This is a genomic window from Tardiphaga alba (assembly GCF_018279705.1).
GTDB classification, from domain to species: Bacteria; Pseudomonadota; Alphaproteobacteria; order Rhizobiales; family Xanthobacteraceae; genus Tardiphaga; species Tardiphaga alba.
This window is the reverse complement of sequence record NZ_CP036498.1, coordinates 1,198,790-1,214,494: the sequence shown is the minus strand read 5'-3', so window position 1 is coordinate 1,214,494 and position 15,705 is coordinate 1,198,790. Positions and strand designations below refer to the sequence as shown.

The window sequence follows — 15,705 nt, the reverse complement described above, 5'->3', positions numbered from 1 at the left end:
CTCGCCCCATAGTGAACGGGGCGTATCATGTTTGAAAACTTTATCTTCGAGATCATCGGCCTGGTTTTTCTCGGCCTCTGCATCGCCGTGCTCGGCGCTCCGCAACAGCGTCGCCCGGATGAGCTGGCCCGCGATATCTGATCGCCGCGGCCACATCGATTTCATCTTTCTTCTGTCGGCGAACGCGGCCACATAAAGCGGTCGCAGCGATCCGGACAGGAGACAGGGGCAGATGGTCGATCCTTTGAAAATGCATGCCGGCCAATGCCATTGCGGCGCCGTCCGCTTCGAGGCCGCGCTCCATGATGGCTTCAGCTCCGTTCGCCGTTGCACCTGCTCCATGTGCCGCATGCGTGGCGCCGTCATGGTGATGACGGCCCCCGGCGGCGTCACGGTGCTGCAGGGCGCGGATATGCTGACGAGCTATCGCTTCAACACCAAGGTCGCCGAACACTTCTTCTGCGCACGCTGCGGCGTCTACACCCATCACCAGCGGCGTTCCGACCAGACATCCTATGCCGTGAACGTCGCATGCCTCGAAGGCGTGAGCCCGTTCGATTTCGCCGAAATGCCGGTAAATGACGGCGTCAATCATCCGAATGATACGGGCAAGCCGCAGCGGATGGCAGGGACGTTGCGGTTCATTGCGGAAGATTGACGAGGGCAGCGCTACCGCTTCTCATCCGGCCGCAGCGTCAACACCTTCACGCCCTTCGCCGTCACGGCCACCGTGTGCTCGAACTGCGCCGACAGCGAGCCATCATCGGTCACCACTGTCCAGCCGTCATCCTCCGTCCGCACCTTGGCGCGGCCGCGATTGAGCATCGGCTCGATGGTGAATACCATCCCCTCGCGCAGCACGAGCCCTGTATTCGGCTTGCCAAAATGCATCACCTGCGGCGCTTCATGCATCTCGCGACCGATGCCATGGCCGCAATAATCGCGCACCACCGAATAGCCTGATCGCTTGGCATGGCGCTCGATGGCAAAGCCGATATCGCCGAGCCGCGCGCCCGGCCGCACCGCGCGAATGCCCTGCCACATGGCCTCATAGGTGGCCGCGACCAGACGCTTCGCCGCCGTGTTCACCTCGCCGACCAGATAGGTCTTGCTGCTATCGGCGATATAGCCGTTCTTCTCCAGCGTGATGTCGAAATTGACGATGTCGCCATCCTTCAGCACATCGGCGCTGGAGGGGATGCCGTGGCAGACCACCTCGTTGATCGATGAGTTCAGCACGAATTCAAAGCCATACTGCCCCTTGCTCGCCGGCCGCGCGGCAAGGTCCTCGGTGATGAAGCGCTCGACCATGTCGTTGATCTCGAGCGTCGAGCGGCCGACCAGTTTTGTGCGATCCAGCAGCGCGAAGACCGAGGCCAGCAGCCGGCCGGACTCCGCCATCAGCGCCAGCTCCTGCGACGTCTTTGTCATGCCGCGCTCGCAGCGAGCGAAGGCGTCTCCACGCCGGCAGCGCTCATTTCGCGGGCAAGGATTTCGGTGAAGCTCAGCGCCGGATTGGCCTCGCAGAGCATCCCGATCTTGATCCAGTAAGCCGCCTGCGCATTGATCGACCGGCAGGAGACTTTGGTGGCTTTGCGAAGCTGCTCGTGCAGCTCGTCGTCGATGCTTACGATGCCCATGGGGAGGTCCCTATATGGTTTATATATGAATCGTATATTGCTTAGCTGTGGATGTGCCAAGAGCATGTTAGGGACGGCAGTACATGACGCAGCGCACGACACGATGACGCTCACCACCATCGACAATGTTCATATTTTGTTCTATATTTACACTTCGATGGAACTTAAGACACCATACGCGCCATGCGAGCGCGCGAACTCATATTACGACCTAAGGTCATGGTCAAAGCTGGAGATTGGAAGACCGGGAAGATGTCCCGGACTGCCTTCCCTTTATCTCGTACACGAAGTTTTCAGCTAGGCGTGCGATGGACTTGGCGAGTCGATATTCTGGAAATCGATGGAGTAGAATGTCGTCTTTTGACCGCCTTTGAGCCATCGAAGAATGGTTTCTTGGCGTGGTTGTCATATCGACGCGGCGATTCATATACGGTGGTTGCTCGTCTCGAATTTCACGGCCATGAACCCGGCCTACATTGTCATTCGACTTGCGACGATCTTCACAACGTTCAAGTTGGTGTCGTGAAACCCTATCCCACTGTTCGACTGCCAAAGGCACGTGCCAAACATCGTCGAGACCAGTGTGGGCTTACGGAGTCTTCAGCACTTAGTACATCTTTCGGATTTTTCCGAGTGAAGATGGTACCTGGCGGCGCAATGATATGAAACAGAAGCTTTGCAAAGCGTTTTGCGACGATCTGTCGGTTCACAAAGTACCGGCAGGCTATGCGGTGACTACTGCATTCGCAGCTGCCGATGGGGATCACATCGGCTTCTTCGTGATCAAAACGAATGAGACAAAGTACCGAATTGAAGATGACGGGGTGACCCTGCCTTACCTGGAAGGAAGCGGCTTGGACTTTAAGTCCGGCACAAGGGGAGAGGCCTTGGGCGAGTTGCTGTCAGAATACGGCGTCTCCGTCGACGACGAGACTCAGGAGTTTTTCATCAACAACCTGCTCGAAGACCAGATACCAGCCGCAGCTTTGAAGTTTGTCGCATTCTCGCTGCGTGTACGCGATTTTATGCTGATGACAGAATTTCGGGTTGCGACCACTTTTCGCGAAGATGCGGAGAGACTGCTTCGCGATGCTGTGAATGGTCGCGCATCAATCGAAGAGAACGCGTTAATTACACCGAAATTAACTGAGTTTCCGGCCGACTTCGTGCTGCGAGCACCGGGACGCCCACCCGTCGGTGTATTTCTAGGAACGTCTGACAACCGCATCTTAGAGGCCCTATTTCTACAGATGCGAAATCAACACGAGATACACGAGCCTTGCTCGATCGTCGCTCTAGTTGAGAAACCACGCACTTTGAGTTTAAGGGTCAGACAACAAGCAACCAATCGGCTTGAATTTCTTACAGAATTTCGCGGGGATGAGATTGCGGCTGTTGAAAGAATAGCTCGAGAGGCGATTGGTCGGCGGTCCTCTAGTTTGCAGTAGCGACCATAAAGAGCCCCATGTCCGCTCAATTGGCGGGCATAGCTCTGACGCAGTGTTGGGTGCTCGTCTACTCTAACCAACCGCAGCACCTCAGATTCCTAAATACGCCTCCTACAAAACAACCCTTTTCCCACCCTCCCAGCCCCTTATCCCCTGCAAAACCCTTGGGACAACGCGGGTTCCGGCGTTGTGCGGGTGCCTTCGTCTCGCCATTGTCGGGCCCAATTGAGAGCCGTGCCTGTGAGTCCCGGGGCCGCGCGACATCAGCGTTTATGCTATTGTTTGCGCTCAGGATTCGCGGTTTCGGGCTGAGACCTTATTCAGAGTACCGCTTACATGAAACTCACGCGCCTGCGCCTGAACGGATTCAAGTCGTTCGTCGAACCGACCGATTTCATGATCGAACCCGGCCTGACCGGTGTCGTCGGCCCGAACGGCTGCGGCAAGTCGAACCTGGTGGAAGCCCTGCGCTGGGCGATGGGCGAGACCTCGCACAAGTCGCTGCGCGCCACCGACATGGAAGCTGTGATCTTCGCCGGCTCCGGCAACCGCGCCTCGCGCAACCATGCCGAAGTCACCATGACCATCGATAATGCCGAGCGCACCGCGCCGGCCATGGTCAATGACGCCGAGATCCTGGAAATCACCCGCCGCATCGAGCGCGACCACGGCTCGAATTACCGCATCAATGGACGCGATGTCCGCGCCCGCGACGTGCAGATTCTGTTTGCCGACGCCGCCACCGGCGCGCGCTCGCCCGCCCTCGTCCACCAAGGGAAGATCGGCGAAATCATCCAGGCGAAGCCCGAACAGCGCCGCCGCGTGCTAGAAGACGCCGCCGGCGTCGCCGGCCTGCATGCGCGCCGCCATGAGGCCGAGCTGCGCCTGAAGGCCGCCGAAACCAATCTCACCCGCGTCGAAGACGTGATCGGCCAGCTCTCCGGCCAGATGGAAGGCCTGAAGAAGCAGGCCCGCCAGGCCACGCGTTTCCGCGAAGTCGCCGCCAAGGTCCGCAAGGCCGAGGCCATGCTGTTCCACCTGCGCTGGATCCAGGCGCATGCGGACAATGCCGATGCCGCCACCACCCATGACCGCAACGTGGTCGAACTCGCCGAAGCCACCCGCATCCAGGGCGAATCGGCGCGCATCCAGGCGATCCGCGCTTCCGAGCTGCCCGCGCTGCGCGAGGCGGAAGCGGCTGCCGCCGCCGGCCTGCAGCGCCTGACCAATGCCCGCGATCTCCTCGACCGCGAAGAGAAGCGCGCCGAGGAGCGCGCGAAAGAACTCGACAGCCGCCTCAACCAGTTCGAGGCCGACGTCGCCCGCGAAATGAAGCAGGCGGAAGACGCCGAAATCGCGCTGATGCGTCTCGAAGAAGAAGACGCCATGATCAAGGAAGAGATCATGCAGCGCGTCGAGCTGCGCGGCGGCGTCGATGAGCGCGTCTCCGAGGCCGAAGCCGTGCTGGCCGCGGCCGAGCGCACCTTTACCGAACTCACCACCGCCCATGCCGACATGACGGCGAAGCGCAACCAGCTGCAGTCGAATGTGCGCAGCCAGGCCGATCGCCTGACGCGCCTGTCGGAAGAAATCGCCCGCGTCGAAAGCGAGATCGATGCGCTGACCGCGCAGACCTCGGGCTTCGGCGATCTCGACGAACTCGCGATGCTGATGGAAACCGCGCAGGAAATCCTGCTGCAGGCGGAATATTCGGTCGGCGAGAACGAAGCCGCGCATATCGCCGCCCGGCAGACGCTGGACGCCTCGCGCGCGCCGCTGGTGGAAGCCGACAAGAAGGTGCAGCGCCTCGAGACCGAAGCGCGCACCATCTCGAAGATCCTCAACGGCGAGACCAAAAATCTGTGGCCGCCGATCATCGACGGCGTCACCGTCACCAAGGGCTATGAAAAGGCCTTTGGCGCCGTGCTCGGCGACGATCTTGATGCCCCCGTCGATCCGTCGGCGCCGATGCGCTGGACCAATGCCGGTGAGCACGCCGACGATCCCGCCCTGCCAGACGGCATTGAGACGCTCGCCGCGCATGTGAATGCGCCGGTGGAGCTGCAGCGCCGCCTCAAGCAGATCGGCATTGTCAGCAAGGATCAGGGCATGGCCCTGGTTGGCCAGCTCAAGACCGGCCAGCGCCTCGTCTCGCTGGAAGGCGACGTCTGGCGCTGGGACGGCTTTGTCGCTGGCTCGCATGCGCCGACCGGTGCAGCGCGTCGTCTGGCCGAGCGCGCCCGCCTCACCGATATCGAAGCCGATCTCGAAAACGCAAAGCTCGATGCCATCGCCAAGCGCGAAGCGCTGGAAGCGGCCGAGCAGGCGCTGAAGACCGCCGCCGCTGCTGAAGGCGCGTCGCGCGATGCGCTGCGCAATGCCCGCCGCGAAGTCGACCAGGCCCGCGAGCGCCATGCCAATGCCGAGCGCGAAATCAATCGCCACGCCGCCCGGCGCGCCACGCTGACGGAAGCGCAATCGCGCCTGTCGAACGACAGGATGGAAGCCGAAGCCGGTCTCGAAAGCGCCCATATGGCGCTGGAAGAGCTGCCGGAGACGGCGGATGCGGAAGCGAAACTCTCCGACGTCCGCAACGAGATCGACGGCCATCGCCGCGCTGCCGCGCAGGTTCGCGCCGAGGCGCAGGCACTGGCCCGCGAGGCCGAACTGGCCGACCGCCGCGTGCAGGCTATCATCGCCGAGCGCAATGACTGGGAGAGCCGCAAGAGCTCGGCGAGCCGGCAGATCGAGACCGTGGCGTCGCGCCAGGCCGAATTGCTGCGCGAGCGCGAAGAGCTGGAAGACGCGCCGGCGCTGTTCCTGCAGAAGCGCCGCGCGCTGATCTCGGAAGTCGAGACCGCCGAGCAGGGCCGCCAGATGGCTGCCAATGCGTTGCAGGCCGCCGAGAACATGATGCGCGACACCGATCGCGAGGCCCGCACCTCCGTCGAATTCCTGTCGCAGGCGCGCGAAGCCTGTGCGCGTTCGGAAGAACGCATGGAAAGCGGCAAGCGTCGCCTCGAAGACATCGAGCGCGAGATCCGCGACATGCTGGAAGTGGAGCCGGAAGGCGTCGCGGCGCTGGCCGAAGTACGCCAGGACGACAAGCTGCCCGACCTGCATGAGGTCGAGCAGGAGCTGGAAAAGATGCGCCGCGACCGCGAGCGTCTCGGCGCCGTCAACCTGCGCGCCGAGGAAGAGCTCAACGAGATCGAGGGCACCCATAACGGCCTGGCCACCGAGCGCGACGACCTGGTCGAAGCCATCAAGAAGCTGCGCACCGGCATCCAGAGCCTGAACAAGGAAGCGCGCGAGCGCCTGATGACCTCGTTCGACAGCGTCAACACCCACTTCAAGCGCATGTTCGTCGAACTGTTCGGCGGCGGCGAAGCGGAGCTGAAGCTGATCGAGAGCGACGATCCGCTCGAAGCCGGCCTCGACATCATTGCCAAGCCGCCGGGCAAGAAGCCGCAATCGCTGTCGCTGCTCTCGGGCGGCGAGCAGGCGCTGACCGCGCTGGCGCTGATCTTTGCGGTGTTCCTGACCAACCCGTCACCGATCTGCGTGCTGGACGAAGTCGACGCGCCGCTGGACGACCATAACGTCGAGCGGTTCTGCAGCCTGTTGCACGAAATGATCGCGACCACGGACACGCGCTTCATCACCATCACGCATAACCCGATCACCATGGCCCGCATGCATCGCCTCTACGGCGTGACCATGGCGGAACGCGGCGTATCGCAGCTGGTGTCGGTGGATCTCGAGAACGCGGTGAAGATCCTCGATCAGGAAGTGGCGTAATTAGAACGACGAAGCCGATGGCTCCCCTCCCCCTTGCGGGGAGGGTCCGCCGATAGGCGGGGGTGGGGTGCCCCACGTGACGTATGAGCGTGCTGAACTACCCCACCCGTCTCGAAGCTCGCTGAACGCTCGCTTCGATCCACCCTCCCCATTCGCTTCGCTCCGGGGAGGGACAAGAGGAGCGTCCCTTCTTAGATGACCTCGCCCGATCTCCCCGCTTATCTCACCGCAACGCTCGCCTCGCGCCTGCAAGGCGTCTCGCGCTCCGATGCAGCCCAGCGCTCAGACACCATCTCAAAGACCTATCGCTCCGGCGGCGGCTCGACGACGATCCGCAGCGAGAGTGATGCGCTCGCCTATGCGCTGGCGCGGATGCCGGCGACCTATGCGGCCGTCATTGCCAGCCTCAATGCGCTGCAGGAAGTCCGCCCCGACTTCGCGCCGACCTCGCTGCTCGATTGCGGTGCCGGGCCGGGAACGGCGACATGGGCTTGTGCCGAGGCGTTCGAGTCTCTGGCCTCCTTCGCGCTGCTCGACGCCAACCCGGCGCTACGCGCGCTCGCGATGGAGCTGGCGCGTGAGAATGAGCGCAGCATCGACTACACGCTCGGCGATGCGGTTGCGAAGATCGTCGATGCACCTTCGGCCGATCTCGTCATCGCCAGCTATGTGATCAACGAACTCTCCGACAACGCGCGTGAAAGACTCGTTGCGGCGATGTGGGCCAAGACATCAGACACGCTCCTCATCGTCGAGCCCGGCACGCCTGCCGGCTATCAGCGCATTCTCGATGCACGCACGCAGCTCATACAAGCCGGCGCGCATGTCATCGCGCCATGCCCGCATGACGACGCATGTCCGCTGGTGAAGCCTGACTGGTGCCATTTCAGCCAGCGGCTGCAGCGCTCCCGCATGCATAAACAACTCAAATCCGCAGAACTTCCCTATGAGGACGAGAAATTTATTTATCTCGCAATGTCCCGCGCACCGGTCGTATTGCGGCCATCGCGCGTATTGGCGCAACCAGTGACGACGAAGATCGCAATCACCGCCAAACTCTGCACAAATAGCGGCGTCATCGCCAGCGTTGCGCCGAAGCGCGACAAAGCGATCTATAGCAAGTTCCGCAAGCTCGATTGGGGCGATGCGATTTTCGAACATCCCACGTCGGAATAATCCGACGGTGCGAGCGTTCTCCTTCCTGACGCGACTGCGTCGTATCGTTCACAGGGAGTACTGCTCATGATCAAATCATTCGCCGCCGCAGCCGCGCTGGCCATTCTGCTCACCGCATCCGTCGCCTCCGCGCAGGCGCTGAAAACTGCAGACACCGACAAGGGCAAAGTATTCGTCGATGCCAAGGGCATGACGCTCTACACCTTCGACAAGGACGCCGGCGGCAAGTCCATGTGCAACGGCCCCTGCGCCGACAACTGGCCGCCGCTGTTCGCTGCCGACAGCGACAAGCCGACCGCCGACATGACCATCGTGGTGCGCGACGACGGCAAGAAGATGTGGGCCTATAAGGGCAAGCCGCTCTACACCTTCAAGAAGGACACCGCTGCCGGCCAGACCACCGGCGACGGTTTTCTGAACGGCGCGTGGCACGTCGCGAAGCCGTGATCTTTGTCCCCTCTCCCGCCGCGCGAAGCGAAACTTCGCCAGAGCGGGGGAGGGGAAACTTTGAACTTATTCCACCTCCCCGACGACCAAAGCTTGCCGCAGGTTGTGTGCGGCCCCTGCCACGTGGCCGCGTGATCGGCTAACATGCGGCATTGATGGTTTCTCTGGGGAGTTTTCACATGTCGACCAGCTGGATCGTTCTTGGCGTCATTGCCGTCATCGCGTTTTTCCTGTTCGCCACCTACAACCGGCTGGTGGCCCTGCGGCAGCGGGTGGACCAGTCCTTTGCCGATATCGACGTGCAGCTGAAGCTGCGTCACGACCTGATCCCGAACCTCGTCGAGACCGTGAAGGGCTATGCCTCGCATGAGCGCGGCACGCTCGAGGAAGTCATCAAGGCGCGCAATGCGGCCATGAGCGCGCAGGGCCGGGCCAGGTCTCGGCTGCCGAACAGCAGCTCTCCGGCGCGCTCGGCCGGCTGATCGCGCTGGCCGAGGCCTATCCGGACCTCAAGGCCAATGCGAATTTCCAGCAGCTGCAGGGCGAACTCTCGGATATCGAGAACAAGATCGCCGCGGCACGCCGCTTCTTCAACAATGCGGTCTCGGAATACAACACCGGCATCCAGCAGCTTCCCGCTGCCCTGTTCGCCGGCGCGCTCGGCTTCCATCCGAAGCAGTTCTTCGATCTCGGCGAAGCCCGCGCGCAGGTCGAGACGGCGCCGACGGTCAAGTTCTGAGTCTCGGCGTTGGCCCCTCCCCGTCATTGCGAGCATAGCGAAGCAATCCAGTCCTTCTTCCTTGTGGCCCTGGATTGCTTCGTCGCTACGCTCCTCGCAATGACGGAGTGATAGGACGCAAGCATGGCAGCTTACGGTCTCTACACCCATATCGCATCGAACAAGACGCGTTCGATGCTGCTGCTCGCCGGCCTGTTCTTGCTGATCTATGTGGTCGTGTTCGCCGGCGCGCTCGTCATGGAAGTGTGGAGTAACAGTCGCGGAACGCTGCCTTATTATCTTAATGCAGCCTTTCGCGATCTGCTGCGGGTGATGCCGCTGGCCACCATCGCCGCGATCGGCTGGATCATCATCTCCTATTTCGGTCATCAGAAGATGATCGACGTGATCACCGGCAGCACCAGCGTGACGCGGAAGGAACAGCCGCGGCTGTACAATCTGCTGGAAAACCTCTGCATCTCGCGCGGCATACCAATGCCGAAGCTGAAGATCATAGAGGACGACGCTCTCAATGCGTTCGCCACCGGGCTCAACCAGAAGCAGTATTCTGTCACTGTGACCACAGGCCTCTTACGCAGTCTCGACGATGACGAGATGGAGGCCGTGCTCGGCCATGAGCTGACGCATATCCGCAATGGCGACGTGCAGCTGATGGTGATCGCAGGGATCATTGCCGGCGTGGTCGGCCTGTTCGCCGAGCTGCTATTCCGCACGTTCGCCAATGGCCGCTATCGTTCGGCGAGCCGCTCGTCGTCGCAATCGTCGTCGAGCGACGGCAAGGGCAGCGGCGCCGTGCCCGCGATCATCATCGCGGTGGTGCTGCTGATCGTTGCCTGGGCGCTGTCGCAGATGATCCGGCTGGCACTGTCGCGCACCCGCGAATTCATGGCCGATGCAGGCGCAGTGGAACTGACCAAGAACCCGGACGCCATGATCTCGGCACTGCGCAAGATCGAGAATCGCGGCGAACTGCCGGGCGCGACCTCGGCCGTGATGGAGATGTGCGTAGACAATCCGCGCTCGGGTTTTGCCGATATTTTCGCCACTCATCCTTCCGTCGATGCCCGGGTGGCGGCGCTGATCAAATTTGCCGGCGGGCATGATCCGGGGCCCCTGGCACTGCCGGGCGAGGTGGAAGAAGAGGCGCCAGCACTGCCGGAGGGCGAAGCGGCGAAGACGGGGCCATTGAGCGATGCCGTGCCGCCCGGCGGCGCGCCCATCCCGGGCCCATGGGGGAAACACGCCTGAGCAGCCTCATCACGATGCAGATTCTCCAAGGATTTCCGTCATACGCGGCCATCCGGCGATTGAATTAACCCATCTTTCTGCCATGTTCGCGCCCAAAGCAGGCATGGGCTACAGTGCCGGAGGCGCGAGTCTCCCTCGTGCCGTTGGGGATCCAGAGCAGTTAAGGGAATTTCATGGCGAAGCCAGCAGTGATCGTCGTCGGCGCAGACAAAGGCGGGGTCGGCAAGACCACGGTGTCGCGCACCGTTCTGGATTATTTCAGCGCCAACAATGTCGCGACCCGGGCCTTCGACACCGAAGCGCCGCGCGGCACGCTGAAGCGCTTCCATCCTGACATTACCGAAATCGTCGACATGACGACGACCTCGGACCAGATGAAGATCTTCGATACGCTCAACACCGTGGCGCCGTCGGTCACCGTCATCGACGTCCGCGCAGGCCTGCTGTCCCCTGCCCTCGCCTCGCTGCGCGATATCGGCTTCCTCGACGCCGCAAAATCCGGCCAGATCACCTTCGCCGTGTTCCATATACTGGGCCCGTCGATCGCATCGCTGGACGAAATCGCGGAGACGGCCGGCTTCATGGACGGCGCAAAATACTTCCTGGTGAAGAACTTCATCAATAACACCAGCTTCTTCGAATGGGACCAGGCGACCTACAACTCCTACTTCCACAAGATCAAGGGTGCCACCGAGCTGACCATCCCGAAGCTCAACGAGATGGCCTATGAGCAGGTGGAAGTCTCCTCGGTGCCGTTCCTGAAATTCGTGGCCAACAAGGGTCCGAATGACGAAGCGGCGAACTATTCCTTCGTGCTGCGCGGCTATGTCCGCCACTGGCTCGCCAATGTGTGGAGCGAATTCGATCGCATCAAGCTGACCGATATCGTGCACGACAAGCCCAGCGCACGCACGCCGGGCGAACAGTAAGACATAAACTCCGCTCTCTCCACACCTCTCCCCCGGTGCGAAGCAAAGCTTCGCTAGAGGGGAGAGGTCGGCGCATAGCGCCGGGTGAGGGGGCAAACTCAGACGCCGGTGCAAGCCCCCTCACCCGCTCCGGCTTCGCCGGATCGGCCTCTCCCCGGAGGGGAGAGGTGAAGAACCGAGCCGGGCTCAAATTCCCCCGATATACTGCCGCCATGTCGCGCACGCCTGTCTACATCGTCTGCTCAACACGCCCGCAGGTCGGCAAGACCCTGATGGCGCGGCTGCTCACGGAATTCCTCAAGCTTCAACGCGGCGATGTCGTTGCGTTCGATGTCAGCCTGAAGGAACCGTCGCTGCTCGACTTCCTGCCGCGGCTGACCGAGACCGCCGACATCAACGACACCTTCGGCAAGATGGCGCTGATGGATCGCCTGATCGTCCATGACGAAACGGCAAAGGTGATCGATCTCGGCTATCACGCCTTCGATGAATTCTTCCGGATGACCGCCGAGATCGGATTTGCGAAGGAAGCCGCGCGCCGTGGCGTGGTGCCGATCGTGCTGTTCATGGGCGACAGCGATCGTGCGTCGCTGCGCGCCTATGAGACGTTGCAGCAACAATATCCGCAGCGCGCGCTTTATGTGGTCGACAATGAACAGGTGCTGCGCGGCGAAATCCCGCCGGCACTCGGACGCGGCAAGATGCTGCATATCGCAGCACTGCCGCCGTTCCTGAAGACCTATATCGACCGGCTGAATTTCTCTTTCACCGGCTATCTGCGCTCGGAGCACGATTCATCCACCGAGCTGCATCAGTGGATCCGGAAGAATTACTTTGCGTTCCGCGAGATCGAGCTGGGGCTGTTACTGATGTGAGGGGCTCAATGCCCCTCGAACGTCATCAGCGTCCGCACCGGCACATCCATGGCGCGCAATTTTGCAGCACCGCCGAGATCCGGCAGGTCGATGATGAAGCAGGCTGCCACCACATCGGCACCGATCTGGCGCATCAGCTTCACCGCGCCCTCAGCCGTGCCGCCGGTGGCAATGAGGTCATCGACCAGGATCACGCGCTCGCCGGGCTTGATGGCATCCGCATGCACTTCCATCTCGTCGATGCCGTATTCCAGAGAATACGCGATACGCACGGTGGTGTGCGGCAGCTTGCCCTTCTTGCGGATCGGAACGAAGCCGGCCGAGACCTGATGCGCCACGGCGCCGCCGATGATGAAGCCGCGGGCTTCCATGCCGGCGACCTTGTCGACCTTGGAGCCGGCCCAAGGATGCACCAGTTCGTCCACCGCACGGCGGAACGAGCGGGCATCGCCGAGCAGCGTGGTGATGTCGCGAAACAGGATCCCCGGCTTCGGATAATCCGGAATGGTGCGGACGGAAGCCTTCAGGTCGTGAGCGAGTTCAGGGGTCATCAGGATCTCTGTTTCGGTCGGGTTCGGACGCGTGGAACCTACTGAAGCAATCCGGATGCCACAAGCAGGCCGGATTGCCCATTGCGGTCGGGCGCCCGCCGGTTCAGGTCGCCTTTTGGCCCAACCGGAACGCATTTTCAACAATGCGCAGCCCGACCTCTCCACCCAGCGACATCAGCGATTCCGGGTGGAACTGGACGCCGCCCACCGGCAGCGTCTTGTGCTCGATGGCCATGGCGACGCCATCCTCGGTGGTGGCCGTGACAGTGAGCGCTTCGGGCATATCTCCCATCTCGACGAACAGCGAGTGATAGCGGCCGATGGTGACCTCGTTGGGCAGCCCCTGCATCAACTGCCCGCCCTTGACCTGCACCCGCGACGGACGGCCATGAGCCGGCTGCGTCAGCTGGCCGAGCTTGCCGCCAAAATACTCGCCGATGGCCTGCACGCCGAGACAGACGCCGAACACCGGGAGGTTTTTCGCCAGCGCGGTGTCGATGGTCTTCGAGATGCCGAAATCGGCGGGGCGGCCGGGACCGGGCGACAGCACCAGCAGATCGAAATCGTCGCGATTCAAAACCGTCTGCGCATGGACATGCCGGACCACGCTGACGTCGGCGCCGACCTGCCGGAAGTAATCTGCCAGCATATGGACAAAGCTGTCCTCGTGATCGACCAGAAGCACCTTCTTGCCGGAGCCGCGGGCATCCGGCGCGAAGACCGACAGTTTCTTCGGCGCATCGCCGCGCAGCGCCTGGAACAGCGCCGCGGCCTTGGTCTGGCACTCCTTCTCCTCCGCAACCGGATCGCTATCGAACAGCAGCGTGGCACCGACGCGGACTTCGGCGAGTCCGTCCTTCATCCGGATGGTGCGGATGGTGATGCCGGTATTGATGGTGCCGTCAAAACCGACCACGCCGATGGCGCCGGCATACCAGCGCCGCGACGAACGCTCATTGTCCTCGACGAACTGCATCGCCCACAGTTTTGGCGCGCCGGTGACGGTAACGGCCCAGGCGTGAGTGAGAAACGCATCGAGCGCATCGAAGCCCGGCCGCAGCATTCCTTCCACATGATCGACCGTGTGGAAGAGTTTTGAGTAGGTCTCGATCTGGCGGCGCGCGAGCACCTTGATGGTGCCGGGCACGCAGACGCGCGCCTTGTCGTTGCGATCGACGTCGGTGCACATATTGAGCTCGAACTCGTCCTTCTCCGAATTCAGCAGTTGCCGGATCTGCTCGGCATCGCCGATGGCATCGGAACCGCGCGCGATGGTGCCGGAGATCGGACAGGTCTCGACGCGGCGACCATCGGAGCGCACGAACATTTCCGGCGAGGCGGAGACGAGGAATTCGCCGTCGCCGAGATTCATCAGCGCGCCATAGGGCGACGGATTGATGATGCAGAGGCGCTGGAATACTTCGGCCGGCGAGCGATCGCAGGGCTCGGCGAAAAGCTGGCCGGGCACGGCTTCGAACAGATCGCCGCGCGCAAAGGCGGCGCGGGCCTTCTCGACAGTCTCCTGATATTCGCCGGGTGCGTGATCGGCAAAGCCTTCGCGCGACGCCTTGTTGTAACCGCTCTCTGGCGTTTCGCGCGGCAAGCCTTCGGTGGAGCGCTCCTTGAAAGTGAAATCGTAGGTGAGCGTGACGCCGCGGCCGGTGGCGCGGTCATAGGCCAGCAGGCGATCGGGAATATAGAGCACGATGTCGCGCTGGTCGGCCTCGCGGGCGCGCTTCTGCTTGAGGTCCTCGACCTGGAAGACGAGGTCATAGGCGAAGGCGCCGAACAGGCCGAGCATGGGATCGGCGGACGAGAACAGCTGCGCGACGAGATCGCGGATCAGCGACATCACGCTGGCGCGGCGGGTGCGCTGGTCTTCCTCCACCGGCGCCTCGCCGCGGACAATGTGGCCCTTCAGCTTCGCCATGGTGCGGCCGTCGAGCACCACGCAGGGATCGCGCAGGGTCTCGGCGATGAAGGCGATCAGCACCTGCCCGCGCTTGTTCAGCGCGGTGATGGCGAAATCCGTGCCGGTGGTTTCCAGCAGCAGCGGCGGATCGGAAAAGCCGAGATCGAAGCTCTCATAACGGCCCGGCACCGTAGTGCCGGAGGACAACACTACGCCGCGGTGGTGATCGAGGCGGGTGATGAGATCGTCCAGCGCGGTGCCGCCGGTGAACATCTCGGCGTGGCGCGTGACGGTCAGGCCGCCGGCCGTTCTGTAGGTACTCTCAGCGGGGAGAGAAAAGATCGTCCTGTTCATTGTGTCCTCTTACGGAAACGAAGCCGGAGGGCGCCACACAGGACAAACGTCGAAAAGCCGTCGCACTGCGATGGCGGCCTTCGACGATTGGGAAAAGAGCAAATCGCACCAGCCACCTCTTCAGGAGGTGCGCCACCAACGACGGGAGTTGCGGACAGGGGTGCTCATGGCCGGCACTGAGCCACGGGAAACGGACGGCGTCAAGAGGCCGGGATCAAGGATGGATCGCCCTGGAACGGATTTGCGATTGTCAGCCGGCCATCGACGACCATGCCGGCCTGCATGTCTTCGGACCAGAGGGTGTCGCAATCCGCCGCAAGGGCCGCAGCGACGATGAAGCTGTCATAGATGGCGAAGCCGTAGCGTTCGGCGAGGCGGAGGCCGTCTTTGTGAATGTCAACGGTGACCGGCCATATATCGAAAAGCCTCACTGTTCGGTTGATGAACTGCGACGTCTGCTGCCACGACATGCCAAACTTGCGTCGCGACACATTGGCCATTTCGTTCAGCACTTGGACGCTGACATTACCGCCATCATCGACAAGATTTTGGACTCTCTCCACGCGACCCAGCATCCCCGAGGCG

13 protein-coding genes and 1 pseudogene are annotated in these 15,705 nt (G+C 62.2%); 9 read left to right on the top strand and 5 right to left on the bottom strand.

The genetic code is table 11. The features are described from left to right. Positions 1 to 232 precede the first annotated feature (232 nt). Positions 233 to 658, top strand: a complete 426-nt coding sequence (locus RPMA_RS05715; RefSeq protein ID WP_211911929.1) for a GFA family protein — start codon at positions 233 to 235, stop codon at positions 656 to 658. Positions 659 to 669: 11 nt separating this feature from the next. Here the strand turns inward: RPMA_RS05715 and map are convergent, their stop codons facing one another. Both map and RPMA_RS05705 read right to left on the bottom strand, forming a co-directional pair. Beyond that, positions 670 to 1,431, bottom strand: coding sequence for a type I methionyl aminopeptidase (gene map / locus RPMA_RS05710; protein ID WP_211911928.1), 762 nt, complete (start codon positions 1,429 to 1,431; stop codon positions 670 to 672). Continuing rightward, positions 1,428 to 1,640: a ParD-like family protein gene (locus RPMA_RS05705; protein ID WP_211911927.1), complete on the bottom strand. Its 213-nt coding sequence runs from the start codon at positions 1,638 to 1,640 to the stop codon at positions 1,428 to 1,430. The genes map and RPMA_RS05705 overlap by 4 nt, the downstream gene beginning before the upstream one ends. A 662-nt stretch (positions 1,641 to 2,302) precedes the next feature. On the opposite strand from RPMA_RS05705, the gene RPMA_RS05700 reads away from it, so the two are divergent. From RPMA_RS05700 to RPMA_RS05665, 8 genes and pseudogenes are all read left to right on the top strand, one after another. Next, a complete protein-coding gene (locus RPMA_RS05700; protein ID WP_211911926.1) occupies positions 2,303 to 3,088 on the top strand; it encodes a DUF1828 domain-containing protein in 786 nt (261 codons plus the stop codon). Positions 3,089 to 3,424: 336 nt separating this feature from the next. Next, positions 3,425 to 6,889 carry a chromosome segregation protein SMC gene (gene smc / locus RPMA_RS05695; RefSeq protein ID WP_211911925.1) on the top strand — a complete coding sequence of 1,155 codons (3,465 nt, stop codon included), beginning with the start codon at positions 3,425 to 3,427 and terminating at the stop codon, positions 6,887 to 6,889. A 195-nt stretch (positions 6,890 to 7,084) separates the two neighbouring features. Beyond that, entirely contained in the window at positions 7,085 to 8,065 is a 981-nt protein-coding gene (locus RPMA_RS05690; RefSeq protein WP_211911924.1) for a small ribosomal subunit Rsm22 family protein, read from the top strand. A 66-nt stretch (positions 8,066 to 8,131) separates the two neighbouring features. Beyond that, positions 8,132 to 8,512, top strand: coding sequence for a COG4315 family predicted lipoprotein (locus RPMA_RS05685; protein ID WP_211911923.1), 381 nt, complete (start codon positions 8,132 to 8,134; stop codon positions 8,510 to 8,512). 179 nt (positions 8,513 to 8,691) lie between these two features. Then, positions 8,692 to 9,251 (top strand): annotated as a pseudogene (locus tag RPMA_RS05680) (LemA family protein). A gap of 123 nt (positions 9,252 to 9,374) precedes the next feature. Next, positions 9,375 to 10,499 carry a M48 family metallopeptidase gene (locus RPMA_RS05675; RefSeq protein WP_211911922.1) on the top strand — a complete coding sequence of 375 codons (1,125 nt, stop codon included), beginning with the start codon at positions 9,375 to 9,377 and terminating at the stop codon, positions 10,497 to 10,499. Positions 10,500 to 10,672: 173 nt separating this feature from the next. Continuing rightward, on the top strand, positions 10,673 to 11,428 hold the full coding sequence (locus RPMA_RS05670; protein WP_211911921.1) for a P-loop NTPase family protein: 756 nt from the start codon (positions 10,673 to 10,675) through the stop codon (positions 11,426 to 11,428). Positions 11,429 to 11,640: 212 nt separating this feature from the next. Continuing rightward, a complete protein-coding gene (locus tag RPMA_RS05665) occupies positions 11,641 to 12,303 on the top strand; it encodes a hypothetical protein (protein ID WP_211911920.1) in 663 nt (220 codons plus the stop codon). Between the two features lie 5 nt (positions 12,304 to 12,308). Here RPMA_RS05665 and RPMA_RS05660 read toward each other — a convergent pair whose 3' ends face one another. The 3 genes from RPMA_RS05660 to RPMA_RS05650 all read right to left on the bottom strand — a co-directional run bounded on the left by RPMA_RS05660 (position 12,309) and on the right by RPMA_RS05650 (position 15,683). Beyond that, positions 12,309 to 12,854, bottom strand: coding sequence for an adenine phosphoribosyltransferase (locus RPMA_RS05660; protein ID WP_211911919.1), 546 nt, complete (start codon positions 12,852 to 12,854; stop codon positions 12,309 to 12,311). 103 nt (positions 12,855 to 12,957) lie between these two features. Further along, a complete protein-coding gene (locus RPMA_RS05655; RefSeq protein ID WP_211911918.1) occupies positions 12,958 to 15,120 on the bottom strand; it encodes an anthranilate synthase component I in 2,163 nt (720 codons plus the stop codon). Between the two features lie 200 nt (positions 15,121 to 15,320). Then, positions 15,321 to 15,683, bottom strand: coding sequence for a PIN domain-containing protein (locus RPMA_RS05650; protein ID WP_249225560.1), 363 nt, complete (start codon positions 15,681 to 15,683; stop codon positions 15,321 to 15,323). Positions 15,684 to 15,705 lie beyond the last annotated feature (22 nt).

Bases quoted from the DNA above. Each gene is read 5' to 3' on its own strand.
- RPMA_RS05715 (WP_211911929.1), top strand. From the start codon at position 233: ATGGTCGATCCTTTGAAAATGCATGCCGGCCAATGCCATTGCGGCGCC.
- map (WP_211911928.1), bottom strand. From the start codon at position 1,431: ATGACAAAGACGTCGCAGGAGCTGGCGCTGATGGCGGAGTCCGGCCGG.
- RPMA_RS05705 (WP_211911927.1), bottom strand. From the start codon at position 1,640: ATGGGCATCGTAAGCATCGACGACGAGCTGCACGAGCAGCTTCGCAAA.
- RPMA_RS05700 (WP_211911926.1), top strand. From the start codon at position 2,303: ATGAAACAGAAGCTTTGCAAAGCGTTTTGCGACGATCTGTCGGTTCAC.
- smc (WP_211911925.1), top strand. From the start codon at position 3,425: ATGAAACTCACGCGCCTGCGCCTGAACGGATTCAAGTCGTTCGTCGAA.
- RPMA_RS05690 (WP_211911924.1), top strand. From the start codon at position 7,085: ATGACCTCGCCCGATCTCCCCGCTTATCTCACCGCAACGCTCGCCTCG.
- RPMA_RS05685 (WP_211911923.1), top strand. From the start codon at position 8,132: ATGATCAAATCATTCGCCGCCGCAGCCGCGCTGGCCATTCTGCTCACC.
- RPMA_RS05675 (WP_211911922.1), top strand. From the start codon at position 9,375: ATGGCAGCTTACGGTCTCTACACCCATATCGCATCGAACAAGACGCGT.
- RPMA_RS05670 (WP_211911921.1), top strand. From the start codon at position 10,673: ATGGCGAAGCCAGCAGTGATCGTCGTCGGCGCAGACAAAGGCGGGGTC.
- RPMA_RS05665 (WP_211911920.1), top strand. From the start codon at position 11,641: ATGTCGCGCACGCCTGTCTACATCGTCTGCTCAACACGCCCGCAGGTC.
- RPMA_RS05660 (WP_211911919.1), bottom strand. From the start codon at position 12,854: ATGACCCCTGAACTCGCTCACGACCTGAAGGCTTCCGTCCGCACCATT.
- RPMA_RS05655 (WP_211911918.1), bottom strand. From the start codon at position 15,120: ATGAACAGGACGATCTTTTCTCTCCCCGCTGAGAGTACCTACAGAACG.